The following is a 25,398-nucleotide window of genomic DNA, read 5'->3' on the forward strand; positions in this document are numbered from 1 at the left end:
TGGTTTGTCACACAGCTACTCGAGCACTGTATAGTTCTCAAAATAGTTGGAGAGTGGCAGAAATCCGCTGGAGTCAGGCCAGAGCGGATATTACGAGCTCACTCCGAGCGCAGCCGCGACGTCGAGGAGGCCCGATCCTTGTTCGTTGCTAGACAGGCCGATGTCTTCGGCTGTATCCGTTAGGCGTTGACGTGCTTCGGTGTTCGTGTAGCCTTGTGCCATGAGCTGGGCACCAGCACCACTCACGTGTGGACAGGCCATCGATGTCCCACTGAGCGTTGAGTATCCACCGCCAGTGTACGTTGAGTAGATATCGGCTCCTGGAGCGGCGATCTCGACTTCCGGACCGGTTGAGGAGAAGCTTGCAAGTCCGTCGGAGCTGTTGGTCGCACTCACCGCAATAGCTTCTGGCTCGGCGGCCGGGTAGCCAACACAGTCGCTGCACGGTCCGCTATTACCAGCAGCAGCGACCACGAGAACGCCACGGTTGTAGGCGTATTGGACAGCGTCTGTGACCGCAGATGACTGACCGCCACCGAGGCTCAGGCTGGCGACGTCCCAGCCTTGATCGGCGACGTATTCGATTCCGGCAGCGACGTCCGAGAACGAGCCGCTTCCGGTACCAGTGAGTACCTTGACTGCGTGGAGCGTTGCGTTGGTGCTCACACCAACGACACCTTGACTGTTGTTGACCGCGTTGGCGGACCCGGCACAGTGCGTTCCGTGGCCGTTGTCGTCGTCCCAGTCGTAGTTGCAGTCCGATCCAGAACAGCTTGTAAATGCGGTTCCTGAACCGAGGTTGGCCTGTAGATCTGGGTGATCACTATCAATTCCAGTGTCGATGATAGCGATGTCGGCGCCGGAACCGGTATACCCACTGTCGTGAGCGTTGTCAGCGTCGACTCGGTCAACACCCCATGGGTTAGACTGAGCGAGCGCGTGCATCTGTCCGTTTTCTTCTACATATCGGACATCAGAACGCTGACGGAGTCCTTTTAGCGCCCGCTTTGGTACCCGAATCGTAGCAGCGTTGAATCCAAACTCTCGAACAGTCTGATTCGATGCTGAAATAGTCGCCTGTCGTCCACTCTCCTTGTCGTACCCGACGTTGACCTCTACAACATCGTCGGGACGAGCTGCTGCAAGCCCACCAAAACTGGCGAGGGCTGCAGTTCCGCCGATCGTTTGTAGCAACTGTCTCCGCGAAACAGGGTTTGTATTCTCTCGCATACCCAAGTAACCAATTATTTGGCACCAACTTATATTTTTTGCTCACTAATATATTGTGAATATATTATCGCACAATGCAATATTATATACAATACGCCGAAAACAAATTTTGTCACATATATTGACAATTCTCTATGGGTAATACTCGGGGTTGCTGTATTTTATATGCTGTTATTATAGTAATAACATGACAAAGGTTGTTATGAGGAAAAACACGAAAATAAAGTACTACGCGATCGTACAAGCAATTGTCTCGCGTCCTGAGAGTTGAACTCTCGCATACCCCGGACGTGAGACTTCCTACTTTGATTGACTGTAACTGTGTACGCGGAGAATGTGTGACGTACTCTTAGTGACGCGCACCGTCGATCACAGCTTGTCATTTGTCGCTCAGGACGCAGCCAATGTTACCGTGCTACTCTACCAATGAAATTCATAGTTCGCGTCCGATCATTTCAGCCCACGGTTCGAAACCAAACGTTTCGTAGAATGCTCGTGCGCGTTCGTTCGCTGGATCGACATCAAGGAGCATTCGATCAAGTGGGAGTGTTTGTTCGCGTGCATGATCGAGTGCGGCAGTGATGAGCATGGTTGCCGCATCAGTTCCTCGATATTCTGAGGAGAGATAGAGCTCGTTCAACACTGCTGCGTCCCAAATAAACGACAACGACTCGGGAAGGACGAACGCGTATCCGATCAGTTCGTCGTCCTCTGCAACGATAAGGCATCCGTCATCGCGTTCGATGCAGTCCGCGACCCACGAGAGGTAGCCACGTCGGTACTCTTCGGTGAGCTTTGCTTCGTACCGCTCTCCTTTCTCTTCGTCTTTCTGTCCAAGTTCCAACTCGAAAGACTGCTTGAGTGTCCAAAGACCATCCGCATCGTCCTGCTCGTACGGTCGCACCGTTATACCATCCATTTTGACCGTCACATACACGTGCTACTATTGATATCTGGTGGTTTTCCTCTTCATGCGTGAATCAGTCGTCGATAGAGATACGAATGGGCCGCTGCCCCTATCGCCTTAGAGTTCGTTTAACTTCCGGAGTAGCTGTCCTTGATACTGTTCATCGCTGTGCGTCCCTTTCAGTTCAAGGACATTGCGTTCGAGGCGGTCAAGAGCAACACGGAACGCCGAGTTGGCACCGTATCCTTCACCCGATCCAGCGACCTGACCACGGTTGGTCCGAAGACGGATTTGGCACTGGATGAGCGGCGTTCCACGGAGTTTTTCTTTGTGTTTCTGGAAGCGGACGTGTGCGTGCTCGACATTCATTCGTTGATATTTCTCAACGACCTGCTCGATGCTCTGTCTAATTTCTTCTCGTTGAAGCGTATTGAGGAGATCAATATTGGTAATCTGAACGTCGAGATATTCCTCTTCAGTAAACGTGAGTGCTCGGAGCACGTCAGTTTTGGTGAGAACGCCCGCAACGAGATCGTCTTCATCCATCGGGGTGACCACTAGTCCGCCGTAATCGTGTTCGAGCATCAGTTTGACAGCCGCTTCGACGGAATTTTCGAGCCCAATCGTCGTCACTGGGCTGCGCATCACGTCGTATACAGGAAGATCGAGAATTCGTTCTCTGTCACCGGCACGGTCGCCGTGGGTGGCCTTGTCCATGTCACGGACAGCGACGTCTATGATGTCGTGAGTGGTGACCATTCCCGTAAGCTTTCCACTCTCGTTGACCACTGGAAGTCGTGAAATCCCGTTCTCCCGAAGGAGGTTGATCGCACGCCCAATGTTGGTATCTTCTGTGGCTGTGACTACGTTTTCAGTATAGATCTGCTCGACAGAGAGGATATCGAGATTGTCGAGAACGGTTTCGAGGATTGCATCAGCAGTGATTATACCCCAGTGATCGTCGTGCTCGAAGACAGGGGCGACTTTCGTTCCTCCCTCGACGAGCATTCGTGCGACATCTCTCACGTCAGCGGTGCGGTCGATTTTCGGTGCCGATTCGGCCATTGCACCCACTTTCGTGCTGTCTTCAACGTGAGATTGTAACAATCTCCGCTCGGTGATGACTCCAGCGTACTCCCCGCTATTGGTAACAATGATCCCCTTCGGATTCTCGCGCTCGAAGATGGCCCGCACTTTTGCAAGGCGTTGGCCGGCATCGACCTCAACATCTTCTTGCGTCGCAATGTCTGCAATGTCCATGGTAGCCTCCGCGTCTCGTTTGTTTTGTATGGTAATCAAAGTGGCGCGCCAACGGCTATGGCCCTGGGACCTCTATGGCTAGTATGCTTTTCGACATCGGTATTCCCGATATCGGCGTTTTCGGGCCGTACACTTACCTCGCAACCGAATTCTTGTGGGGCTCAGTCGCGTTGTTGCTGTTATTACGCGCTGGTGCACTACGCACCGCAGCCCGCACGATACTCGTTCTCTATCCCTTCGCCTACATCTGGGACTGGTATACACTAGAAGTGGGCGTATTCAGTATCCCACTCCGAACCGGGATCGAACTGATCGGTATTCCCCTCGAAGAACACATCTTCATGTTCGTCGTCCCTGCGTTGGTCGTCGGCATCCACGAAAATCTGCGAGCACTCGACGACCACGCGCCCTCGATCCAAACTGAAAACAGGGACACACAGACTGATGCGAACACGAACCCACGAACAGATAGCTAGCACTGGAGCAGTGCCGTGTAATCTGATGTGGGGAAAGATTGGATAGGATGGGATGGGACTGGATGTGCCTATTCTCCTTCCCAGTAGTCGACATCGGAATCTGCGTGGAACATTTTCTGTAGCGTTACCTTTTTTCGTGGACCTCCGGGGGCTGCTCCCGCGACCATTCCGACCTTGTTCGAATCTGGGTAGACCATCACATCGGGTTCGTTCATCGTGGATACACACAGAAACCGAAGCGGTTCGTCCGAGGAGTTGATCACTTGGTGTGCGCCGTCTTCTCCTGCGGGGAGAGCAACGTAGCTTCCCTCGGAAATGTCGATCTCCTCTGTCTCTGTTCTGAGTCTTCCTGTCCCATCAAGCACGTAAATGGCTTCCTCGTTAGCGGTATGATAATGATAGGGAACTGGGCTTCGTTCCGGCGGTACCTCGTACAGTGTACAACCCAGCTCCTCGCCTCCAGCAGTCGCTCCGAGTCGGAGTCCCGTGCCAGCAAACTTCTCGCCGTGTGAGCGTTCCATTTGCTCTGCTTCGTCTTCGTGTACTACGCCATGCTCGTTCGGCATTACAACTATCTACAAAAGCCTGTTAAATCTATGTTCACCTAGCAGAGCGAAAGTAATCGGACCAAAAACTGCGTTAATAGTGTCTCGTTAGCAAGAGAACGGAAACAGAGTGACCAAAATAGTGGGTTCGGGCAGATTTGAACTGCCGACCTCCTCCATGTCAAGGAGGTGTCATAACCAGCCTAGACCACGAACCCGTTTTGCTGTTGCAATTCACTCTACTGCGGAGAGATACTTCAACCTTTCCGAATCGCTTCGCACATCCCGGCTTCGTATCGCCATTTGGCAAGTAGTTTTCGCCTTGATCTGTGCTATAGACACTCACTCACGCTGTCGACAGCATTAAGTCGATGTACACATTTGAACATGGTAGGACAACTTCGAACATTGGTTCCACTATGAATACATACATCGAGCGTGTGGCCGAGGGTGAGGATCTGACACAGGAAGAGTCTCGGGCAGCGGCGAGCGCCGTTTTCGAGGATGCGACAGAGGCACAAATCGGGGCACTCCTCACGGCACTACGCGCGAAAGGGGAAACAGAGCGTGAGATTGCCGGGTTCGCAGAAGGGATGCGTGATGCGGCACGCACGATCTCGCCAAGTCGTACACCACTCGTCGACACATGTGGGACGGGTGGAGACGACTACGACACAATCAACGTTTCGACGACCAGCGCTATCGTCGCCAGTGGTGCCGGTGTTCCCGTTGCAAAACACGGCAACTACTCCGTTTCGTCCTCATCGGGAAGCGCAGACGTTCTCGAAGAACTGAACGTGCAGATCGACGCCGAGCCCGCTGCCGTCGAACGCGGAATCGAAGCGCACGGCATCGGATTCATGCTCGCCCCTGTGTTCCATCCTGCGATGAAGGCGGTTATCGGGCCGCGCAGAGAGCTCGGCATTCGAACGATCTTCAACGTTCTCGGTCCGTTGACGAATCCCGCTGGAGCGAGCGCACAGGTTGTCGGTGTATACAACCGCGAGCTCGTTGGCATCATCGCACGCGCGCTCGCCCGAATGGATATTGAACGAGCACTCGTTGTCCACGGCTCGGGTCTCGATGAGATCGCCATTCATGGCCCCACACGAGTTGCTGAGATCACTGATGATGCAATCGAGGAGTACACCATCACGCCAGAAGATCTCGATCTCAAACAAGCCTCGATCGAGGCGGTTGCGGGTGGAACACCCAGTGAGAACGCTGAGGCACTCAGTGGGATCGTGTCTGGTGAACTGACGGGGCCAAAGCGCGACATCGTGCTTGCGAACGCTGGAGCTGCTATCTACGTCGCTGGCGAGGCGGACAGCATCGAATCGGGTGCCGAACGTGCCCGTGAGACGATCGAATCAGGTGCCGCTCGTGCGACACTCGACGAACTCCAATCCATCGCGGTTGCCAAATAGCTCATATAAACACGTTGAACGACATTACCAATACATGAACAATCTACGTCGTACGGGACAAAAGCAGACGGATCAAACGAGCCAAACGCGAATCAAGATTTGTGGTATCACGACGCAGAATGACCGCGATATTGCTGTCGCTGCTGGCGCGGATGCCGTCGGGTTCATCAGCGGTGTCACAGTCGAAACACCGCGGGAGGTCACGCCGGAGACGGCGGCCACTCTTGTTGCGACGACTCCTCCATTCGTTAGCACAGTCCTTGTAACCATGCCCGAACGGGTACACGATGTCGTCGAACGCATCGAACACGTGCGTCCGGATATCGTTCAGGTCCATGGACTGTCTCCTGATGCCGTGGAATGTCTCTCGTCCATGACGACTACCGCCGTGATCCCCGCTGTGACGGCAGCCGACACGGCGTGCTATGAACAGGTTGCAGACGCACTGCTTGTCGACTCATTGGACGAAAATGGTGCAGGAGGAACCGGATCGACACACGATTGGGAACGCACGCGCGACAAAATCGAGAAGATCGACACTCCCGTCGTGCTTGCTGGTGGTCTCACCCCCGAAAACGTCTCACGTGCGATTGAAATCGTCGATCCATACGGCGTGGATGTTGCAAGTGGTGTCGAACAGCGCGGTGGAAAGAAAGACGCCGACGCTGTTCGATCGTTCGTCGAACAGGCCCGGAGGGCAGTATGAACGGACACCGTGAGTCGAACGGAAAGAGAAACGAGATCGGGCACGCGACTGCAACTACGAGTGCAAGCACGACTATGGATCTCTCTCGGAGCGAGTTCGTCTCTCTCTCCGAGGACGATCGACCCGCTGTGATTCGAACGACGGCAGCGCTGGACAGCGACGTTGAGCCACTTGCAGCGTATGCTGCGCTAACCGAACACGATGACGCGTACGGATTTTTACTCGAAAGCGGTGAGAAGGTTGCCTCAAGCGACCCAGATGGAGCATTCACGTCTGCGACAGAGAACACCGACAGACACGCTCGCTACTCGTTCGTTGGGTACGATCCTGCTGCCGTTATCACTGTGATCGGTGATGAAGTGGATATCGAACTTCTCGACGATCGATACGAGGGGATCCTCAACACGACTGTTGAGGGTGACGTTCTCGAAACGCTCAGCTCTGTGCTTCCAGACGCTACCCTTCAGGGATTTCCCGATCGATCCCGGCGACAGCTCGATGGTGGGCTCGTCGGTGTGCTCGGCTACGACGCTGTATACGATCTCTTTCTCGAAGAGCGGGGATACGACCGTCCCGATACTCGCGTGCCCGACGCACAGTTCGTTCTGAGCGATACGACGCTCGTTTTCGATCACGTCGAGGACACCCTCGAACTCGTGTTCACGCCAGTTATCCGTCCTGATGAAGATGCGCGAGCAGTGTATGCCGATCTCGTTTCGGAGACAGAGCGCGTGCGTGCACTGCTGGCTGAGCATGGTGAGATCGAGACGGGTGGTTTCTCGAAGGAGGGTTCGGTCGCGGGGGACAAAGCGGAGTACGAAACCGCGGTTCGGCGGGCCAAAGAGCACGTTCTCGACGGAGACATCTATCAAGGTGTTATCTCCCGCACACGAGAGCTGTACGGAGAGATCGATCCACTTGGACTGTACAGTGCGCTTCGAGAGATCAACCCATCGCCGTACATGTATGTTCTCGGCTACGATGACCTGACGATCGTCGGTGCCAGTCCGGAGACGCTCGTCTCAGTACAGAACGATGAGGTGATGATGTATCCACTTGCGGGGACGTGTAACCGGGGAAGTAGTCCTGTTGAGGATCGTCGGCTGGCGGGCGAAATGCTCGCTGATGAAAAGGAATGTGCAGAACACACGATGCTCGTCGATCTTGCGCGTAACGATGTCCGCCGCGTGAGTGAACCAGGAAGCGTTACCGTCGAGGAGTTCATGAACGTGTTCAAATATAGTCACGTTCAGCATATCGAGAGCACAGTCACGGGGATGCTCGCATCCGATTGCAACGCGTTTGATGCAACTCGGGCTGCATTCCCGGCGGGAACGCTGACTGGCGCGCCGAAGATACGAGCGATGGAAATCATCGCATCACTCGAAACCAGTCCACGCGGTGTCTACGGTGGTGGCGTGGGATACTACTCGTGGACCGGTGATGCAGACGTAGCGATCGTCATTCGAACTGCGACAATCGAGCATGGCGTGTGCGATGTCGCGGCTGGTTTCGATGACCGTGATCGGGTTACAGTTCAGGCGGGAGCTGGTATCGTCGCCGATAGCGACCCCACTGCGGAGTACGAGGAAACAGAACAGAAAATGAATGGGGTGTTAGCCGCGCTATCGGAAATCGAGACCAACGAACCGGAGAATGTGAACCCACCAGAGGCAGGACGATGACTGAGACACGTGTCTGTTTTATTGACAACTTCGATTCGTTCACGTACAATCTTGTTGAGTACGTCAGCCAGCACGCTGATACCGAGGTGCTGCGCAACACTGCCTCGCTCGATGACGTGCGCACAGTCGATCCAGATGCGATCGTCATCAGTCCGGGACCTGGTCACCCGAAAAACGACCGGGATATCGGCATCACGCTGGATGTGCTCACAGAGCTAAGTACTACAGTACCAACACTCGGGATCTGCCTTGGATTAGAGGCAGCCGTCTACGCGTACGGTGGAGCGATTGAGCACGCGCCAAAACCAGTCCACGGCAAAGCATTCCCGATCGAACACGACAGCAGTGGTGTATTCGATGGACTTGAGAATCCGCTTCGGGGTGGTCGATATCATTCGCTCGTTGCAACTGACATCCCAGCGTGTTTCGAAATCTCAGCGACTACCCAATCCGACGGGGTCGATCTCGTTATGGCAGTTCGCCACCGCGAATATCCGATTAAGTGTGTACAATTTCATCCCGAAAGCGTGCTCACCAGCTCGGGTCATGCCCTCGTTCGGAACTTCCTTCAAACTGTGTAAAGTAGAGATTTCGTCTCGATAGATCTACGCATTGTTCATCCGGAGGGTCGTCTCTGTACCGCAAATTTGGCACTTACTCACGCGGTAGGGCTCACGCGAGAACTGTGCGTTTTCGGTCTTATTGCTTTCAGTGAGAATCTGGAGTGAAACACTGTGTGACGTTTCTCTGTCGCACGTCGGGCACTCCTCGTAGATAGCATTCTGCTTCGATTGGTGCTTCGTTGCTCCCATCAACTCCTCCTACCACATACCGGGGTATAAAAACCTATCTCTGTTGGGGGTCGTTTACGTCGATTATCGCCGTACGGAAGCCGGTTTTAGCAGAGACTGTTTTAGATTGGACGAGAGAGTTTACAAACGTTTTTCCAACGGTTTACGGTGAAATCACATGCATAGGGCCACTATATTTAAGTATCATCAACCAACCGTCGTGCCAGAAATAACGTGGTACGCTACGCTTAACGGTTCGCGGCACTCAGAAAGCGCATGGACCAGGTGTTCGCCCCGTGGCGTATTGAGTGGGTCGAGCGTGGAGATGCGAACGATGACTCTGACGGGTGTGTGTTCTGTTCGTTGCCAGAACAAGCGAACGATCGAGAGAACTGGATCGTTGCTCGGAGTGAACACGCGTACGTCCTGCTCAACAATTATCCATACAATCCAGGACACGCAATGGTTATTCCATACAGCCACACTGGTGAGTACGGTGATCTCTCTGATCAGGTGCTGCTTGACCATGCACGATTGAAACAGCGGACGTTTGAGGCGCTCGATCGTGCGCTCGACCCGAACGGCTTTAACGCAGGCTTGAATCTTGGACGGGCCGCTGGTGGCTCGATCGGGGATCATCTTCACACGCACGTCGTCCCCCGTTGGGACGGAGATACGAACTTTATGCCAGTCATCGGTGACACGAAGGTCATCGTTGACGCCATCGAGAACACCTACGATCGACTTCACGAGGCGTTTTCAGCACAGGAGAGAACATACATAGCAGACTCGGGTGCAGTGAAAGTCGAAGCACAAAATGAGTGAACGAAGCGACTTTCGCTTCGAATCACGTTCAAAGTGATATGGATCGGGACACCGCCCTTCGGCATGTCGGACTCCTTGTGTTGGGGATCAATGCCGTCCTCGCACTGGCAAAGGGTGGTGTTTATGTAACAACTGGGAGTATTGCTGTCGGTTCAGAGGCAGTGAACAGTCTCGCTGATGCCGTCTATAGCCTCGTCGTCGTCGCTGGTCTCTATGTGACGACCCAGCCGCCCGATACGACCCATCCCCACGGCCACGAGCGCATTGAACCGTTCGTCGCACTGTTTGTCGCGCTCGGAATCTTTGCCGCTGGCATTACTGTCCTCTGGAACGCTGTCCAGTCTATTTTGACTGGAACCGTCGCTGTTGCCGGTCTTCCAGCTATCGGTGTTCTCGCTGGAGCCGCACTTGTGAAATACCTGCTCTATCGGTACTGTCTTCAGATGAGTGAGACGTATCACTCGCCCGCCATCAAGGCAGCCGCACTCGACAACCGCATTGATGTTTTTACGGCTGGCGCAGCACTCGTCGGTGTCGTCGGTGCTGATCTGGGGGTATTAGTCCTCGATCCGATCGCCGGTGCCATCGTCTCCGTGGGCATACTGTACACTGGTGTAGAGATCGTCATCGACAACTTCGGTTATCTCGTCGGTGTGGCACCTCCGGACGGTCTCCGAGAGGAGATCCTCGACCGAGCGCTCGCTCACCCCGAAGTCAACGGCGTTCACGACGTCGTCCCTCATTACGTCGGTCCTGAGGTTGATGTGAGTCTCCACCTCGAAATCGAAGGCAACCGGACGCTGATCGAAGCCCACGATATTGAAACGACAGTCGTCGAATCGATTCGAAATATCCCCGAGATCGATGATGTATTTGTTCATCTCGATCCAAAAGAACTCGGGGAATGGAAGGAAAATGAAAGCGGACGAATCGGGGCCGAAGAAAACGATGACAATGAATGATGACGCTCAGATCTGGTGTTGGTCGTAATATGAAAGCACCTACTGCTAGACGGCAGTAATCGGCTACGTCTATCGTTGGTGAGAAACCGTCTCGTTTCGTCCGTCACTATACCTTGACGGTCAACTGCTCTACTGTCACGTACTCAGCTTTTCTTACTGAGCTCACATCTTGTCGTCGATCACCGTAACATCACACCGAATGTCCGCCATAATCCCACATTGTGGACAGCGCCGAACTCCGCTATTGACGTTTGTCATGATCATGTTACAGTCCCGACACAGGACGTTCGTGTAGGCGACAACCGGGCCGTCGGTGCTTGCAATGTCATCCTCTGTCATCGGTCCCGTATTGGTCAATCAACTCCCGGTAGTGTGTCCTGATTGTCATTCGGGTAATATCTGCCACATTGCTGATCTCGTGTTGCGTGAGTTGCTCGCCGGTTAGACAGGCGCTGGCGTACAGCGCAGCGGCGGCCAGTCCTGCGGGGTGTTTGCCACTCGTGTAGGTTGTTCCCGACACCGTTTCGAGAATATCGTGCGCTTCTCTGTGAACGTCCTCGGAGCAATCGAGCTCGGATGCAAATCGAGGGAGGTAGGCAGTTGGATCGGATGGCTCAATCGCTAGTCCAAGCTCGGTGGAAATGACACGATACGCTCGTGCAATCCGCTGTCGTTCGACGCGCGCGACCGTCGTGACTTCATCGAGTGTACGTGGAATACCCTCCCGACGGGCAGCCGCATACACCGCGCTCGTGGCAATCCCTTCGATCGATCGCCCGATGAGGAGGTTCTCGGCAAGCGCGCGTCGATAGATAACGCTCGCAGTTTCACGAACGGGTTTGGGCAATCCAAGCGCACTCGACATCCGATTAATCTCTCCGAAGGCTTGCCTGAGATTCCGCTCTTTCGAATCACGAGTGCGGTACCGTTCGTCCCATGTCCGGAGACGCCGCATCTGTTGGCGCTTGCGCGAGCTGAGTCGTCGACCGTGTGCATCTCGGTCTTCTTGACTGATAACGGTCGATAGCCCCCTGTCGTGAAGCGACGCTGTCGTTGGCCGCCCGACTCGAGAACAGTCCTCACGTTCGCTTGCAGTGTATGCGGTCCATTCTGGACCGTGATCGACGGTTCCTTCAGTGACGATTGTGCCGCATTCGGTGCAGACTGTTTCTCCGCGCTTTGGATCCGCTTCAACGTTCGAGTCACAGTGTGGACACGTTTGTTGACTTGGTAGTGATAGTTCCATAATGTATTACGAACAGCGTGTTGGTCGTTTACCCATCATCGATCGGAAAACGGCGTTTGTGAGTCATCAGACTCGATACTGAACTCACGACGCCGCAGTTCGCGCTTGAGCGTGAATGGATCAATACTCGTCCGCTTCCATCTCTGATCGGGATTTTGACGGTCGGCGTGACTGTCGCTGTAGAGCACGGTAAACTCGTGAACGACTCCTTCTGGTGCTTTCACGTATGCGTCGAACTCGGGGTCATCGAAGGATACGACCACGCGCTCCTCACGAAGCAGTCGGATCACATCCTTGTCACTCTCTGCTTCTTTTCGGAGCGCAAACACCCCACTCTGTGACTTTGCGTGATCATTCATCTGTCTCTCCCTCAGTAGCAGTGAGCCGCCACTGCTGTTCAATGCAGAAACTATTCGTATCTGTAGTCCGTTTTTGTGAACGCATCGGTATTATCTCGTTTCGACTCAGTTAGTCGTGGGCCGCTAATGTAGTGCTGATCGCTCCACCCTTTCGCCGGCGGTCGACGATTGCGAGGAGAGCGAATCGACACGATGCATCTGGTTCACACGACTGGAAACAAACACGACATAGCCCTCCTTTAATGTCACAATAGGGCGCATACAGCTGTCGTGCAGTAGTCCTCTCATGGTCGTGTGTTCTTGCTTGCCGGACGATGCTGGACACATCGTCTCGGCAGTTTCCTGACAACTGGTGTACATCACGAACTTTTCGTTTGGTAACCAGTTGTACGCTCGTTAGCTTCGCACGGTCTCCAGAAACAAGCCACATATACTTATATGTTTGAGATAATTCACTTCATCTTAATTCGATTTAGTATTGCTCATGGTATCTAATCCAAAATATTTTGGTAGGTGAGATAATTGAGTGTGACTATGGAATATCAACCAGAGATTAAGCTACAAGAGAAACTTTCAGAACTATTGATGGAAAGTGACTCAAGTGGTGCTGAAGTCGCCCGTGAGATCGGGGTTTCTCCCGCCTCGATTAGCCAGTACCGAAAAGGTGAAACACAACCCAGCTTGGACAAGCTCGTTGCTCTTGCACGAGCACTCGATGTAAGTCTCGATTATTTAGTCCTCGGCGAGAGCGAAGAGGCAGAAGAAGTTAGTGTTGGTCCAATCGCAGAACGAATGGATGATTCGCTCCAAGAAATGCAGATTCGAACTGCTGAACGGACGGCACTAGTTGCTCACGTTGGGCGACAGCTGTCACAGATGTTGGATGAAGAGATTGAGAAATTCTTATCTGAAGATTCCGGACGACATCTGTATGCAGGAATAATCACAGATACTGAAACTGGATCATTAGAAAAGCATAGTGAGACGACAAGGTTAATCTTACGAGATTTCAGCTATAATATGTCTCCCACAGAAATTCCAGGAAGCTTTTTCGCGACTGTCGCTAACAATCTGAGTCGTGGAAGGAAATACCAGTATCTCCTTGCACAAAATGCTAACACTGACTGGTCTAGCATTGTCAATGATTTCAGGACACTCTTAATAGAACAAACCAAGAGCGAAACCGCTGTTCGTAACAATTGTAGTTTCAAAATAACGACTGCTCCTCTATTGTCTGGCTATGCACTGTATCATCTATCAGAGGATAAGCTCGAAAAGGATGATCCGATACTATATAATTACGTTCATGAAAATAACTGCGTGGATGATGATGGTTGGTTTGGTTATTTGATCCCGCCATCGCTCGGTGGACGGGGAGAGCCAGTTATGGACAAAGAACATCTTGCTAATGCAATCGGGATATTTGAATCTCTCTGGCCTGAAGCAGAACCGGTCTAAGCCAGAGTCGCTTTCTTATTCGATTCAACGACAACGTCGAGGAACTCCATCTCAGCATCTGGACAAGTTTTCGAGATCAAGTCATAGGCTCGACGACAAGCTGCTCGATTATAATCTTCAGAAGTTTTTCGATTGCCACGTGCCACTAGCAATACTTCATTCGTCAAATCAGTGACTCTAAACTTTTCGGCATCTCTCGTTACTTCACCGAATAACGCGAGCATATGATCGTCGGTGCCGTATACGAGATCGCCAGATTGGGCCACAATGTACTCATCGTGGAAAATTGGGAGGAAACGCTCTCCACCACTCGCTCGCTGGATGATTACATCTCCACCCAGGGTTGCAGCATCATGCATCCCAAGGCTTACACCAAACTCAGCACTCGCAATATTGTATGCGTCGACGACGTTGTTGCGCCTCTTGAGTCCTTTCTTCTCGACGATTTTCACGAGTTGTTCTCCGGAGGGAGTTTGATCGGGGTAACCGATCTTCGAGAAAAACTCATGAAATTGTTTCACCTCTGGCTTATCAAGTATTGCATCGAGGTTGTCGTTTACTATCTTTTCAACTTTATTGATATCTCCGTCTAATTCGGGTGCCCCTATTTGGACATCAAGCCCTCGTATACGGCAGCCAACCGGACTTACGATACCCAAGTCATGGGCATCTTGTTTGACAACTATTTGGTTCATTGTATCCCCTTTACGTTCATTTATATCTCTAAGTTCTCCCTTAGTATACTTTTTGATAGTTTCCGAACATCACAATCATGCACCGATATCCGTGTTTTCAGTCCTCTAACCGGTGAGCGATTATTTTATATCGGATTTCCAAAACAATAGACGTTTTCCGCGCTCGTGATTTCAACGTCGAGAACGTCCCCCGGTTCGATACCGTGTTCGCTAGCGTTCGTAATGACAACTTGTCGGTATGCTTCATCGTAACACTGCACTGAATCTCCAGTTCCCGGCTGAACGACAAGTACCTCATGACGTTCACCAACCATCTCGCCATACGCATCGCCCACGATCTCCATTTTCAGCTCAACCATCTCAGACGAGCGTTCTTTTTTGAGTGTTCCTCCGAGACCTTTCAGTTGAGCGGCATCAGTATCCGGTCGCTTTGAAAACCGCGTTACATTGATCTTTTCAGGGCGGACTTCTCGCATCAGTGCGAGGCTCTGCTCGTGATCAGTGTCCGTTTCGGTCGGGAAACCGACGATGAAATCCGTCGAAAGTGTCCAGTGATCGAGTGCGGCATCAAACGTTTCAACGACCTCGACGAACTCCCGAACCTGATGTTGACGGCGCATCTCACCAAGAACAGTGTTACTCCCGGACTGAACAGGAGCATGAATGAAGTTGTACAATTTCTCGTTTTCGGCAAATACTCGTGCGAGTTCCTCACGGATACCGTGTAATCCTTTCGGGTTTGCCATACCGACGCGGATGCGGAACGTTCCGTCAATCTCACAGATGCGTTCGAGGAGCGTGTGTAGTTTTCGTTCGCCCCCGTCCCAGCCGTAAACGCCAGTGTCTTGCCCCGTGATGCGAATCTCCTTTGCACCCGCGTGGACGAGTGCGCGAGCCTTCTCGACGTTCTCTTCGACGGACGGGCTGTCGATCTTCCCGGTTGCTTGCTTTGTGATGCAGTACGAACAGTCGCTCATGCAACCCCGGGCAATCGGAAGGATACCAATGACACCGTCGAGAACTGGCTCGGTATCCGGTGTCGTCGTCGGACACTCGCCGTTTAGAACGGCGTTCGGAACAGCATCCCAGTGGAGAATATCGGCATCGACGCCAGCTTCATTAAATGTTTCACCCTGTGCGAGCGCCATACAGCCAGTAACAATGAGATCTGCTGTCGCTTCTTCGAGCTCTTTGGCCCGTTTGAGCATGTTGCGCTCAGTTTTCTCCACGACGGTACAGGTGTTGAGAATTGCCACGTCGGCTTCCTCGGGGCCGTTCGCACGGTGATGGCCTCCATCGCGGAGCAGTTGCTCTATCTGACGGCTCTCGCCACGGTTGGCAGTGCAACCGTACGTCTCGATGTGATAGCGGGCCATCGCTTGTCCGCCAATCCGGCCTGTGGAGGGAAAAACACGACGCTTCGACCTTCACTGAGCGGGATGAACACTTAGAAAGCATGAAGTGACGTGGCCATCCATGATGCGATATGAGCCTCGAAATCACTCACTATTGCCCGTCCTGTGATGAGGAACACACGTTCTATCGCACGGCGAGTACGCTTGTCCATCTCGGTGAGAAAACGAAATGGAGCTGTACCGAGTGTGAGTACGGCTTCGTCAAAATCGACAGCATCGAATCGGACGCAGATATCACAGCCTAACTAGAACATCGTATCTGTTGTTGATTTCGACGCTGCTTCGATTCTCGAATAGCTCTGTTCTCCGTTATACTCGATTTCACCTACGAGCGAGAACTACTCACGACTTAGGTGCGCCAATAGGCTGGTGTAAGGAGCACGAGCACCGGCAGGATTTCGAGTCGTCCGACCCACATCAGAAACACCATAAACAGCTTCGAGGTTGCCGGAAATGGGAGGTAACTATTCATCGGACCGACTTCGCCAAAGCCTGGCCCGACGTTACCAAGCGTAGCAGCGACGGCACTCATCGCTTCGAATGCGGTCACTTGATGGCCGACCCGCCACGCGTCCGCAATCACGAAAATGATAGCAACAAAGAAGAATACGAGATACAGCAGGGTAAATCCATAGATTCCTCGAATGGCCCGTTCATCGAGCGCTCGTCCACCTAGTCGGACCGGTGAGACCGCCTCTGGGTGTACAGTAGTGAACAGCTCTCGCCGGATGGATTTGATGATCACTACCCAACGGACAATTTTGACCGCGCCACCGGTTGAACCTGCAGATCCGCCGATGAACATCGCAAACAACAGTATGTACTTGGCGGGGTCACTCCAGGTGTTGAAATCCATGTTAGCATAGCCCGTTGTCGTGACGATAGAAACGATCTGAAATGTCGCATGGCGTGCTGAATCTTCGATTTCACCGACGATCGGCGGAACGTTCGTCGTGGTTGTTTCAATACCTGTGCCAACGAAGAGGAGTCCAGTAACAACAGCAGTGAGAGCGGCAAGAACGCCGACGTACGCCCGGAATTCAGTATCACGGGTTAGCCGCTCTGGCTCGCCGTTGAAAACGTGCCAGAACAGTGCGAAGTTCGTCCCTGCAGCGACCATGAAGGGAATGATTGCCCACTGAACCGCAGCTGAGAACGCCTCGATAGAGCGAGCCTCGGGTGAAAATCCACCCGTCGGCATCGTCGTAAGTGGATGAGCAACAGCATTGTACAGGCCCATGTTCGGAGCCAACCCAGCGAGGTGGAGTCCGTACAGAAGCGCCATTTCGGCGACGGTGAATCCGAGATACGCCAGCCAGAGTACGCGCGCAGTCTCGGCGATACGGGGGGTAAGCTTCTGAATGCCAGGTCCCGGAGCTTCGGCGTCCATCAGCTGTGCCCCTCCAACTGAAAGCTCCGGAAGAATGGCGACCGCAAGAACGATGATTCCCATTCCTCCGAGCCATTGGGTGAGCTGACGCCAGAGCATGATGGCGTGCGAATGGTCCGCGAGCGAGATACTGCCCATCACTGTTGCACCCGTGGTAGTGAAGCCACTCATCGACTCGAACAGCGCATTTTCGGGCTGTGCGAGTGTCGACTCGGTGCCGACGACTCCCGCAATCAGATACGGAACCATTCCGACGAGGGCAACGACTAACCATGTCAGCCCAACCATCAGGAACCCTTCACGCGCGCCTAAGTCGGGGTCGGGATCAATTCGCTCGAGAGCCACCCCTACCACGATGGTGAACAGAAAGGACACCGCAAATGTCGGTACATCCTCACCGTAGTAGAATCCAACTGCGAGCGGAATGAGAAACGTTCCGGAGAGGTATTTGATGACAGTTCCGACGAGACCGACGCTCGCCCGCCAATCAACGCGCAACCGCCAACTCATACAGCTTTTGCCACCGCATCAACGACCGCTGTCTCGGCGAACAGTACAACGTGGTCTCCGACTTCGATGACGGTGTCACCACGCGGTGTGATGAGCGTACCGTCACGGGTAATAGCCCCAACGGTCACACGTGCTGGCAGGTCGGCTGCGGATTCTCGGATCGGCTGCCCTGTGAGAACACTGTCGGCATCGACTTCGATTTCGAGCACCTCTGCTCGGTCGTGTTCGATGAGTGCGACGTTTTCTGTGTCGCTGTCACGCGTAAATCGAATGATCTCTTCAGCTGTTGCATCGCGTGGATTCACCGCTGCACCAACTCCCACCGCCTCGAAGAGGTCAGTGTACGCAGCGGTTTCGACGAGCGAAATCGTTCGATCGACGCCGATTCGGGATGCGAGTAACGAGGAGAACAAGTTCTTCTCATCCGATTCGAGCGCGGCAATCGCTACGTCTGCGTCGCCGACGTGTTCGCGGTTGAGAAACTCTCGATCCGTAGCATCGCTTTTCATCACGGTCGTTCCGGCGAGCATCTCGGCGAGTTCACGGGCGCGGTCGGGGTCGTGCTCGATCAATCGTGGACGGAGACCGCGATCTTCGAGTAACTGTGCGATCTGGACTGCTGCCTCACTTCCGCCAACGATGACAACGTCCCGATTCGCGCTGTCGTTGTCGCGCGCGAGATCACCAGCGAAAGCATGCGTGCTCTCGGGACTCCCGATCACGATCAGGTCGTCGTCGGCTTCGATGACCGTCTCCCCTTCGGGAATGATGACATCTCCATCACGGAATATGGCTGCGAACGTCAACTCTACGAAACAATCGACCTCGGCGACGGTTTGTCCAGCCACTGGACTGCCTTTGGGGACTCGGAACTCTGCCATGAGAACTTTCCCTCCGGCGAAGACATCGACGTCCTGAGATGCTGGCAGTCCGATAATTCGAACGATTGTCTCGGCGGCCAGAAGATTGGTACAAACCATAAAGTCGACGCCAAACGCGCCACCAGAGCGCTTCCACGTATCGAGGTAGTGCGTTCGCTTCACTCGGGCAATCGTGAATGCATCACTCACTGTCCTTGCTGTCGCGCAGGCCACGATGTTGGTCTCGTCGTCATCAGTACTAGAAATAAACAAGTCTGCATCTTCGACCTCGGCCTCTTGGAGCGTTGAGAGCGACACGCCGTCGCCTTCAATGGCGAGTACATCGAGCGAATAGGTGAGCGCATCGACTCGCGCCGTGTCTTTATCGATGACGATGACCTCGTGATCTTCGTCGAGGTTTGCAGCGATTGAGGATCCAACTTGACCTGCCCCAATGATGACCACGCGCATGTTACTGCCCTCGGACCATATCGTGGAGTGAGCGTGCCTGGGTAAGTGGATTACTATTCTGAAAGCAGCAATTTGCACGAGTACGCTCGAATTCGTGGCATCAATGCGTGAGTTCTGATGAGCAGGACTGTTCGAAACACGGTATCACACATCTGCCATTTTTCGCGCTGAACGAATGGAAGGGCGTATAACACGTTACTTTGGGACTTTCTAATTTATGGTAATCTCTCTTGATTGAGGCAACTGGTAAAACCGCCTGACGCACGTATTCTTTGTAGAATGTTACCAATCAGCACGATACCCCCATTAATCTTCCGGTTACTGAAAGCTTATATTATCTTGTGCTATAGTAACGCATGGAATCAACAGGCCCGGCAGAAAAGATAATGAGTACACGAACATACGACAGCACGGACGGTGAGGATACCGAATGGGAATGCATCGTCCTTGAGCTCGAAGACGGTGACGTAGTGATGTACGATCCAAGCAATCATTGCGCGTGGGTACAGTCCGACGCATCGATGGACATCAGTTCGCAGGTGTAGGCTACCAAACATCTAAGCGGTTGGCTGGTCGCTGTTTTACTATGATGCAGATTGTCGTCATCGGCGCATACGGCAGCGCTGGCGTCGCCGTCGCCACAGAACTCGCAGACAAGGGCGAGGTTGTAGATGAGGAGGTGAAACTCACACTGGTGGATGACGGCGATCCTGGTGGTGGTCTCTGTATCCTCCGAGGATGTATGCCGTCGAAAGAGGTGCTTTCGGCAGGTGCGCATCGATATCAAGCCCGACACGACGATCGCCTCGTCGGGTCGCGTCCCGATGTTGACCTCGAACATACCGTTGCAACGAAAAACGAGCATATCTCAAACTTCGCGGCTCATCGTCGTTCGACCGTTCAGGAGCTCTCTGAGCGCGACAATGTCGAATTCATTCACGATACTGCACAGTTCGTCGACGACCACACGATACGCGTCGGTGAACGGGAGATAGAAGCCGATTACGTCGTCATTGCAACTGGCTCGACGCCGAAGATTCCCGAACTCGATGGGATCGACGCGGTTGAATTCATGACCAGCGCTGATGTGCTCGATGCTACTACTCTTCCTGACTCGGGTATCGTCATGGGATTTGGCTACGTTGGTATCGAGCTCGTTCCATACCTTGTCGAGGCAGGCGGGATGGATCTTACTGTCGTTGAGCACGACGATCGTCCACTCGACGAGGCTGATCCTCCATTCGGTGACGAACTCATGTCCATCTACCGCGAAGAGTTCGACATTGAGATTCTCACGAACACGCACGAACGTGCTATCGAGTCGACGAACGACGGTATTCGAATGCTCGTCGATCAAGACGGTTCGGAACGAACGATTGAGGCAGAGAAGCTGTTCGTATTCACCGGTCGCCAACCTGAACTCGCCGGGCTCGGTCTCGAACACACTGCGCTCGAACCAGATGATGATTGGGTAACTGACACAATGCAGGCTCGTGACGATGAGCGAACGTTCGTTGTCGGTGATGTAAACGGTAAGGAACCCATTCTCCACGTCGCAAAAGAACAGGGATATCGAGCCGCTGAGAACATTCTCCGCCACCGAGATGGTCGCAGTCTTCGTCCATACGAGAACGTCACACACCGCGTGATTTTCGCCGGACTCGGTGTCTATCCTATCGCTCGTATTGGCCACACGGCTACTTCTGCCCGCACAGCGGGCATCGACCACACTGTTATCGATCGGCAGGCAAGCGACGATGGCGTCTTCCTCACAAAAGATGCAGCCTCAGGTCTCGCGCGGCTTATCGTCAGTGCCGATGGGACTGTGATCGGATATCAAGGAATGCATCTCCACGCGGATGTGATGGCAAAGACAATGCAGATCGTCGTCGAACGCGGTATGGATGTCCACGAGATCCCCGACCGAGCGTATCACCCGACAACTCCCGAAATCATCGACGGACTCCTCCGAGCAGCGAAGCAAAAACTGTAGTTCCCGGTGTGAACGTTGGACCTTGTCTCCTGTTATAACATGAATTCGACATAATCCGAAGGATTAATTGTGGACTTTGGTCTATATGGATTAACCATCGTTAGGATCTGACGGCCGGAAAGGTTTTCCCGTATCGCCACTCCATCGACTATAGAGACACAATTATGTCAGGGTTGGGGGATTTAGTGTCGAATATAATTGGGGACGCAGATGCTGTCTTTTTGTTCTCGCCGAGTGCTGCTAATCATGAAACGTTTGTTCATGGAACGGATGTTCCTATTGTCGTCGTTGCAGAAGAAAATAACGTCGATGCGGAAGCGTTCGTTGAGTTACCAATCGAGTTCACTAACATCACAGAGCGTATCCGGTTCGGTTTAGAAGGTGGTGTCGATCACGGCCACATTGACAGCGGCACCATTGTCCTTTGTGCGATGAACCTCTTCGATGATAGTGTGGATTCGTTAGTGCGTGTTCGTGCTGGTGAATTTACGCATACTGGAATTTATGATCTCTTCGTTAATTCCCGCGCTGAATCATCAGTCATCCGTAACGTACTCGAAGTCGTGATTGGGCTTGGAAAGAAGGGACAAAAAGGCAAACCAGTTGGAGCATTGTTTGTTGTCGGTGATGCGGGGAAAGTGATGAACAAATCCCGATCGCTGTCGTATAACCCATTCGAGAAATCACACGTTCATGTTGGGGATCCAATTGTTGATGTGATGTTAAAAGAGTTCTCTCGGCTCGACGGTGCATTCGTCATTTCTGATGCGGGTAAAATTGTCTCTGCGTACCGCTATCTCGAACCGTCGGCAGAGGGCGTTGACATCCCGAAAGGTCTCGGGACGCGCCATATGGCTGCAGGGGCGATCACGCGCGATACGAACGCCATCGCCATCGTCTTATCCGAGAGTGACGGACTAGTGCGAGCGTTCTCCGGTGGAGAGTTAATCTTTGAACTCGACCCGGAGGCATACTGAGATGGCACAGTCAGGTCCATTTGTCGGCAACGTACTGAACGAACTATCGACTTCGGTCATTCCGGTTGTAGTGCTTATTACCGGCCTGCTGGTCGGTATCATCGCCGGTCGGTTGAGCCGCCGCCTTCTCACAGCGGCCGGGATTCCCGGAGCGGTCGAAGGAACGACGTTCGAGCGGACGGTCAATCGTCTTGGCACATCGACGGCCGGTCTCCTCTCGGGATTCATCACTCTCTTCGTCATCGCACTCACGGTTGGACTGGCGTTGAGCATCGAGGGTGTCCTCGACACGAGATTCTACCTCCAACAGCTTCCGACATACCTGTTACGGGTGTTTGTCGCTGCGCTGGTGCTCATCATCGGACTGATCATTGGTGACAAAGCTGAGGTCGAGATCCGTGAACGGTTCCAAGATGTCAAGCTATCCGAGATGAGTCTGCTTCCTCGTCTGGCCAAGCACAGCATTATCTTTGTTGCTTCACTCATCGCACTCGCACAGCTCAAAGTGGAAACCGGGCCGCTCCTCGTTCTCTTCGGTGGATACGTCTTCGCTGTCGTCGTTTTCTCGGGTCTTGCGTTCAAGGATCTCCTCGCTGCGGGTGCTGCGGGACTGTATCTCATCCTCTCACAGCCCTACTCGATCGGAGATACCATCGATGTCGACGGCAATCGGGGTATCGTTCAGGAAGTTGGTGTGTTCGTCACTCACATCGAAAACGATGATGAGGAGTTCATCCTCCCCAATCATCTCGTGCTCCGTTCGGGCGTCATCCGTATTAGATCGTGAGAATGCACCGAAACTGGCGGGCGTGACACGCCCGAGATCCCAGTTCTCGATTGCGTTTTGTTGGCGTACATCAGTACCGTGACAGCGCGACAACTCGATATCTTGTGAAGCGTGATTCACAGAATGACTATTGTGGACACCGGAGTGGTCTGATTCGTGAACGCAACTGTCATCGGAGCGCAACTGGGCGACGAAGGGAAAGGCAGCGTTGTCGATCTGTTCGGTGAAACTGTGGACGTGGTCGTTCGGTATCAGGGCGGCACCAATGCCGGCCATACGGTTGTCCACCACGGTGAAGAGTACAAACTCAGACTCATCCCCAGTGGAGTCATTCGAGGAAAGACCGGTGTGCTTGGAAATGGCTGTGTGGTCGACTTAGAAATACTGTTTGACGAGATTTCGGAGCTTCGCAGACGAGGACTGGATCCTGATGTGCGTGTTTCCGATCGCGCTCACGTTGTTCTCCCGTATCATCGAGTGCTAGACCGGGCTGAGGAAGCCGCGAAAAACGACGACAGTCTGGCGGTTGGAACAACTGGCAACGGAATCGGACCCGCTTACGAAGACAAAGCTGGTCGCCGCGGAATTCGCATCGGGGACGTGCTGAACGAGTCGGCGCTTCGTCGTCGCCTCCAATACACCGTTCGGAAAAAGCGACGACTCGCCCAAGCGGTGTTCGGCATCGATACAGGAGCCGAATTCGACACAGAGCACCTCATCGATACACTCCGAGACTTTGGCGAGCGACTCGAACGCGAGGAGATGGTCGTCGATACGGGGACGTATCTCACTGAGAAAGACCGCGATGGAGCGACCATTCTGTTTGAGAGCGCCCAAGGGACGCATATCGACGTTGAGCACGGGAACTATCCATTCGTTACGTCGTCGAATCCGACCGTTGGGGGTGCCATAACCGGGACGGGAGTCAGCCCAACGCTTGTCACAGATGGTCGAATCATTGGGGTGGTGAAGGCCTATCTCTCACGAGTCGGCAAAGGACCCCTCCCGACCGAACTGGACGATGAATCTGCATCGGAGGTTCGGGAAAAAGTCGGAGGGTTCGGTACAGTAACTGGGCGCCCTCGACGAATCGGTTGGCTGGACTTGCCGATGCTCCGGCACGCAGCTCGCGTGAACGGATTTACTGGAATCGTCCTCAATCACGTCGATGCACTCGGGGGGTTGAACGAGCTGCGCGTGTGTGAAACCTACAAACTCGATGGTGAGACGGTGACCGGCCTCCCGTCGACGACGGACGCATGGGCGAGATGTACCCCTGAGTACAGAACCTTCGATAGCTGGCCGGACCAGGACTGGAGCAAGCTGCAAAATGAAGGCTACGACTCGCTCCCCGAATCTGCGCGGACGTATATCGAATACGTGAGCGCAGAACTCGGTCTTCCCGTGTATGCTGTCGGAATTGGACCAGCTCGAACCGAAACGATCGTCTTGCAACACCCGCTTGACTCATAGGAGATCGAAATCCGGTATGCAATAGTAATTGAACCATGTCTGAATCACTCGATCAAGACGCTGCCTTTTCGTTACTCGCTGATGACACCCGTGTCCGGATTATTCAGGAACTGGGGCGTGCAACTGCTTCGCCCGAAACGGGGATTCCGGAACTCGCCTACGCTGATCTCAAATCCCGTGTCGACATCCGAGATTCTGGCCGCTTCAACTACCACCTGAAGAAATTGGTGGGGAACTACGTTGCCAAGGGATCTGATGGGTATCGGCTTCGATGGCCGGGGATGGTTCTCTATCGGACGCTCGTTGCGGGACTGCTCACCGACCATACCGACCCAGCAATCGATCGATTTTCCGTCGGAACAGATTGTCACCGATGTGGCGATCCCATCGAAGCGCATCTTTACGAGACGCTCTTTCGGGTTCGCTGTGACTCCTGTGATTCAAATTATACAGATATCTACTTCCCATCCCACGGGCTGAACGACCGGAACGAGGAAGAACTGCTACAGGCAGTACATCGACGCAGCAGGATGATTCGGGATTCTATGGCCTCCGGTCAGTGTCCATGGTGTGCCAGTGAGGTGACTGCTGAAGTACACGCTGGTGATGACTCACTTCCCTCTCTTCACGATACTCGAGATCTCACTGCCTACGCTGTCTATCACTGTACCGATTGTACTGGGTTTCAGTACATGCCGATCTCTCAGATTCTGCTCTATCATCCGATCACTATCTCCTTTTATTATAGCCACGGAGAAGACCTTACAGCAATCCCGGAATGGACTCTCTCGTGGGCTGTCACTGATACGATGACGACCGTCCTCGACACTGACCCGTGGCGATTCTCGGTTCAGATCGAACTTGGTGATGAGACACTCACTGTCGAGATCGACGGAGACCTCACAATCACCGAGACAGCTATCACGCCCTGAGATTCGGAGACCGATCGA

27 protein-coding genes and 1 tRNA gene are annotated in these 25,398 nt (G+C 53.4%); 15 read left to right on the plus strand and 13 right to left on the minus strand.

Annotated elements, in window-relative coordinates:
* Positions 1-90 precede the first annotated feature (90 nt).
* From MW898_RS00910 to MW898_RS00920, 3 genes are all read right to left on the minus strand, one after another.
* Positions 91-1,230, minus strand: a complete 1,140-nt coding sequence (locus tag MW898_RS00910; RefSeq protein WP_248903734.1) for a S8 family peptidase — start codon at positions 1,228-1,230, stop codon at positions 91-93.
* A gap of 433 nt (positions 1,231-1,663) precedes the next feature.
* Positions 1,664-2,161 carry a GNAT family N-acetyltransferase gene (locus MW898_RS00915; RefSeq protein ID WP_368409112.1) on the minus strand — a complete coding sequence of 166 codons (498 nt, stop codon included), beginning with the start codon at positions 2,159-2,161 and terminating at the stop codon, positions 1,664-1,666.
* 93 nt (positions 2,162-2,254) lie between these two features.
* Positions 2,255-3,397, minus strand: a complete 1,143-nt coding sequence (locus MW898_RS00920; protein WP_248903735.1) for a CBS domain-containing protein — start codon at positions 3,395-3,397, stop codon at positions 2,255-2,257.
* An 83-nt stretch (positions 3,398-3,480) separates the two neighbouring features.
* Between MW898_RS00920 and MW898_RS00925 the strand changes: the two genes are divergently transcribed.
* Entirely contained in the window at positions 3,481-3,873 is a 393-nt protein-coding gene (locus MW898_RS00925) for a lycopene cyclase domain-containing protein (protein WP_248903737.1), read from the plus strand.
* 68 nt (positions 3,874-3,941) lie between these two features.
* Here the strand turns inward: MW898_RS00925 and MW898_RS00930 are convergent, their stop codons facing one another.
* Positions 3,942-4,439: a cupin domain-containing protein gene (locus MW898_RS00930; RefSeq protein WP_248903739.1), complete on the minus strand. Its 498-nt coding sequence runs from the start codon at positions 4,437-4,439 to the stop codon at positions 3,942-3,944.
* A 122-nt stretch (positions 4,440-4,561) separates the two neighbouring features.
* Positions 4,562-4,636: transfer RNA gene (locus tag MW898_RS00935), tRNA-Val, on the minus strand.
* A gap of 201 nt (positions 4,637-4,837) precedes the next feature.
* On the opposite strand from MW898_RS00935, the gene trpD reads away from it, so the two are divergent.
* The 4 genes from trpD (at position 4,838) to trpG (ending at position 8,817) form a co-directional block, all read left to right on the plus strand.
* Positions 4,838-5,845, plus strand: coding sequence for an anthranilate phosphoribosyltransferase (gene trpD, locus MW898_RS00940; RefSeq protein ID WP_248903741.1), 1,008 nt, complete (start codon positions 4,838-4,840; stop codon positions 5,843-5,845).
* Positions 5,846-5,879: 34 nt separating this feature from the next.
* Positions 5,880-6,551 (plus strand): phosphoribosylanthranilate isomerase, encoded by a 672-nt coding sequence (locus tag MW898_RS00945; protein WP_248903743.1) that lies wholly within the window; start codon positions 5,880-5,882, stop codon positions 6,549-6,551.
* Between the two features lie 74 nt (positions 6,552-6,625).
* Positions 6,626-8,236 (plus strand): anthranilate synthase component I, encoded by a 1,611-nt coding sequence (gene trpE, locus MW898_RS00950; protein WP_248909680.1) that lies wholly within the window; start codon positions 6,626-6,628, stop codon positions 8,234-8,236.
* The gene (trpG, locus tag MW898_RS00955; protein ID WP_248903744.1) at positions 8,233-8,817 is read left to right on the plus strand and encodes an anthranilate synthase component II; all 585 of its coding nucleotides are present in this window, start codon (positions 8,233-8,235) and stop codon (positions 8,815-8,817) included. The genes trpE and trpG overlap by 4 nt, the downstream gene beginning before the upstream one ends.
* A gap of 24 nt (positions 8,818-8,841) precedes the next feature.
* Here the strand turns inward: trpG and MW898_RS00960 are convergent, their stop codons facing one another.
* On the minus strand, positions 8,842-9,048 hold the full coding sequence (locus MW898_RS00960; RefSeq protein WP_248903747.1) for a DUF7835 family putative zinc beta-ribbon protein: 207 nt from the start codon (positions 9,046-9,048) through the stop codon (positions 8,842-8,844).
* Between the two features lie 255 nt (positions 9,049-9,303).
* Between MW898_RS00960 and MW898_RS00965 the strand changes: the two genes are divergently transcribed.
* Both MW898_RS00965 and MW898_RS00970 read left to right on the plus strand, forming a co-directional pair.
* Positions 9,304-9,852, plus strand: a complete 549-nt coding sequence (locus MW898_RS00965; protein ID WP_248903748.1) for an HIT family protein — start codon at positions 9,304-9,306, stop codon at positions 9,850-9,852.
* Positions 9,853-9,890: 38 nt separating this feature from the next.
* A complete protein-coding gene (locus MW898_RS00970; RefSeq protein ID WP_248903749.1) occupies positions 9,891-10,814 on the plus strand; it encodes a cation diffusion facilitator family transporter in 924 nt (307 codons plus the stop codon).
* 162 nt (positions 10,815-10,976) lie between these two features.
* On the opposite strand, the gene MW898_RS00975 is transcribed toward MW898_RS00970, so the two are convergent.
* The 3 genes from MW898_RS00975 to MW898_RS00985 are packed head-to-tail and all read right to left on the minus strand — an operon-like array spanning position 10,977 to position 12,419.
* Entirely contained in the window at positions 10,977-11,153 is a 177-nt protein-coding gene (locus tag MW898_RS00975; protein WP_248903750.1) for a hypothetical protein, read from the minus strand.
* The gene (locus MW898_RS00980; RefSeq protein WP_248903751.1) at positions 11,140-12,060 is read right to left on the minus strand and encodes a transcription initiation factor IIB; all 921 of its coding nucleotides are present in this window, start codon (positions 12,058-12,060) and stop codon (positions 11,140-11,142) included. The genes MW898_RS00975 and MW898_RS00980 overlap by 14 nt, the downstream gene beginning before the upstream one ends.
* Before the next feature lie 35 nt (positions 12,061-12,095).
* The gene (locus MW898_RS00985; RefSeq protein WP_248903752.1) at positions 12,096-12,419 is read right to left on the minus strand and encodes a hypothetical protein; all 324 of its coding nucleotides are present in this window, start codon (positions 12,417-12,419) and stop codon (positions 12,096-12,098) included.
* 534 nt (positions 12,420-12,953) lie between these two features.
* On the opposite strand from MW898_RS00985, the gene MW898_RS00990 reads away from it, so the two are divergent.
* Positions 12,954-13,877 carry a helix-turn-helix domain-containing protein gene (locus MW898_RS00990; protein WP_248903753.1) on the plus strand — a complete coding sequence of 308 codons (924 nt, stop codon included), beginning with the start codon at positions 12,954-12,956 and terminating at the stop codon, positions 13,875-13,877.
* Here the strand turns inward: MW898_RS00990 and MW898_RS00995 are convergent.
* Together MW898_RS00995 and MW898_RS01000 are read right to left on the minus strand one after the other, a co-directional pair.
* Entirely contained in the window at positions 13,874-14,572 is a 699-nt protein-coding gene (locus MW898_RS00995) for a B3/B4 domain-containing protein (protein WP_248903754.1), read from the minus strand. The two genes, MW898_RS00990 and MW898_RS00995, sit on opposite strands and share 4 nt — an antisense overlap.
* Before the next feature lie 125 nt (positions 14,573-14,697).
* On the minus strand, positions 14,698-15,948 hold the full coding sequence (locus MW898_RS01000) for a tRNA (N(6)-L-threonylcarbamoyladenosine(37)-C(2))-methylthiotransferase (protein WP_248903755.1): 1,251 nt from the start codon (positions 15,946-15,948) through the stop codon (positions 14,698-14,700).
* Positions 15,949-16,058: 110 nt separating this feature from the next.
* On the opposite strand from MW898_RS01000, the gene MW898_RS01005 reads away from it, so the two are divergent.
* A complete protein-coding gene (locus MW898_RS01005) occupies positions 16,059-16,232 on the plus strand; it encodes a DUF7838 family putative zinc beta-ribbon protein (protein WP_248903757.1) in 174 nt (57 codons plus the stop codon).
* A gap of 104 nt (positions 16,233-16,336) precedes the next feature.
* Here the strand turns inward: MW898_RS01005 and MW898_RS01010 are convergent, their stop codons facing one another.
* Entirely contained in the window at positions 16,337-17,887 is a 1,551-nt protein-coding gene (locus tag MW898_RS01010) for a TrkH family potassium uptake protein (protein WP_248903759.1), read from the minus strand.
* Positions 17,884-19,218, minus strand: coding sequence for a Trk system potassium transporter TrkA (trkA, locus tag MW898_RS01015; RefSeq protein WP_248903761.1), 1,335 nt, complete (start codon positions 19,216-19,218; stop codon positions 17,884-17,886). The genes MW898_RS01010 and trkA overlap by 4 nt, the downstream gene beginning before the upstream one ends.
* Positions 19,219-19,604: 386 nt before the next feature.
* On the opposite strand from trkA, the gene MW898_RS01020 reads away from it, so the two are divergent.
* The 6 genes from MW898_RS01020 to MW898_RS01045 all read left to right on the plus strand — a co-directional run bounded on the left by MW898_RS01020 (position 19,605) and on the right by MW898_RS01045 (position 25,380).
* Complete coding sequence (locus MW898_RS01020) at positions 19,605-19,763, plus strand: DUF7331 family protein (RefSeq protein ID WP_248903763.1); 159 nt, start codon at positions 19,605-19,607, stop codon at positions 19,761-19,763.
* A 41-nt stretch (positions 19,764-19,804) separates the two neighbouring features.
* Positions 19,805-21,211, plus strand: a complete 1,407-nt coding sequence (locus tag MW898_RS01025; protein ID WP_248903765.1) for a dihydrolipoyl dehydrogenase family protein — start codon at positions 19,805-19,807, stop codon at positions 21,209-21,211.
* A gap of 164 nt (positions 21,212-21,375) precedes the next feature.
* On the plus strand, positions 21,376-22,188 hold the full coding sequence (dacZ, locus tag MW898_RS01030) for a diadenylate cyclase DacZ (RefSeq protein ID WP_248903767.1): 813 nt from the start codon (positions 21,376-21,378) through the stop codon (positions 22,186-22,188).
* Between the two features lies 1 nt (position 22,189).
* Positions 22,190-22,975 (plus strand): mechanosensitive ion channel domain-containing protein, encoded by a 786-nt coding sequence (locus MW898_RS01035; RefSeq protein WP_248903769.1) that lies wholly within the window; start codon positions 22,190-22,192, stop codon positions 22,973-22,975.
* A gap of 156 nt (positions 22,976-23,131) precedes the next feature.
* Positions 23,132-24,448 (plus strand): adenylosuccinate synthase, encoded by a 1,317-nt coding sequence (locus MW898_RS01040; protein ID WP_248903771.1) that lies wholly within the window; start codon positions 23,132-23,134, stop codon positions 24,446-24,448.
* A 35-nt stretch (positions 24,449-24,483) separates the two neighbouring features.
* On the plus strand, positions 24,484-25,380 hold the full coding sequence (locus tag MW898_RS01045; RefSeq protein ID WP_248903773.1) for a DUF7351 domain-containing protein: 897 nt from the start codon (positions 24,484-24,486) through the stop codon (positions 25,378-25,380).
* The last annotated feature ends 18 nt before the right edge of the window (positions 25,381-25,398 follow it).

This window comes from Halocatena marina (genome assembly GCF_023276375.1).
Lineage (GTDB): Archaea > Halobacteriota > Halobacteria > Halobacteriales > Haloarculaceae > Halocatena > Halocatena marina.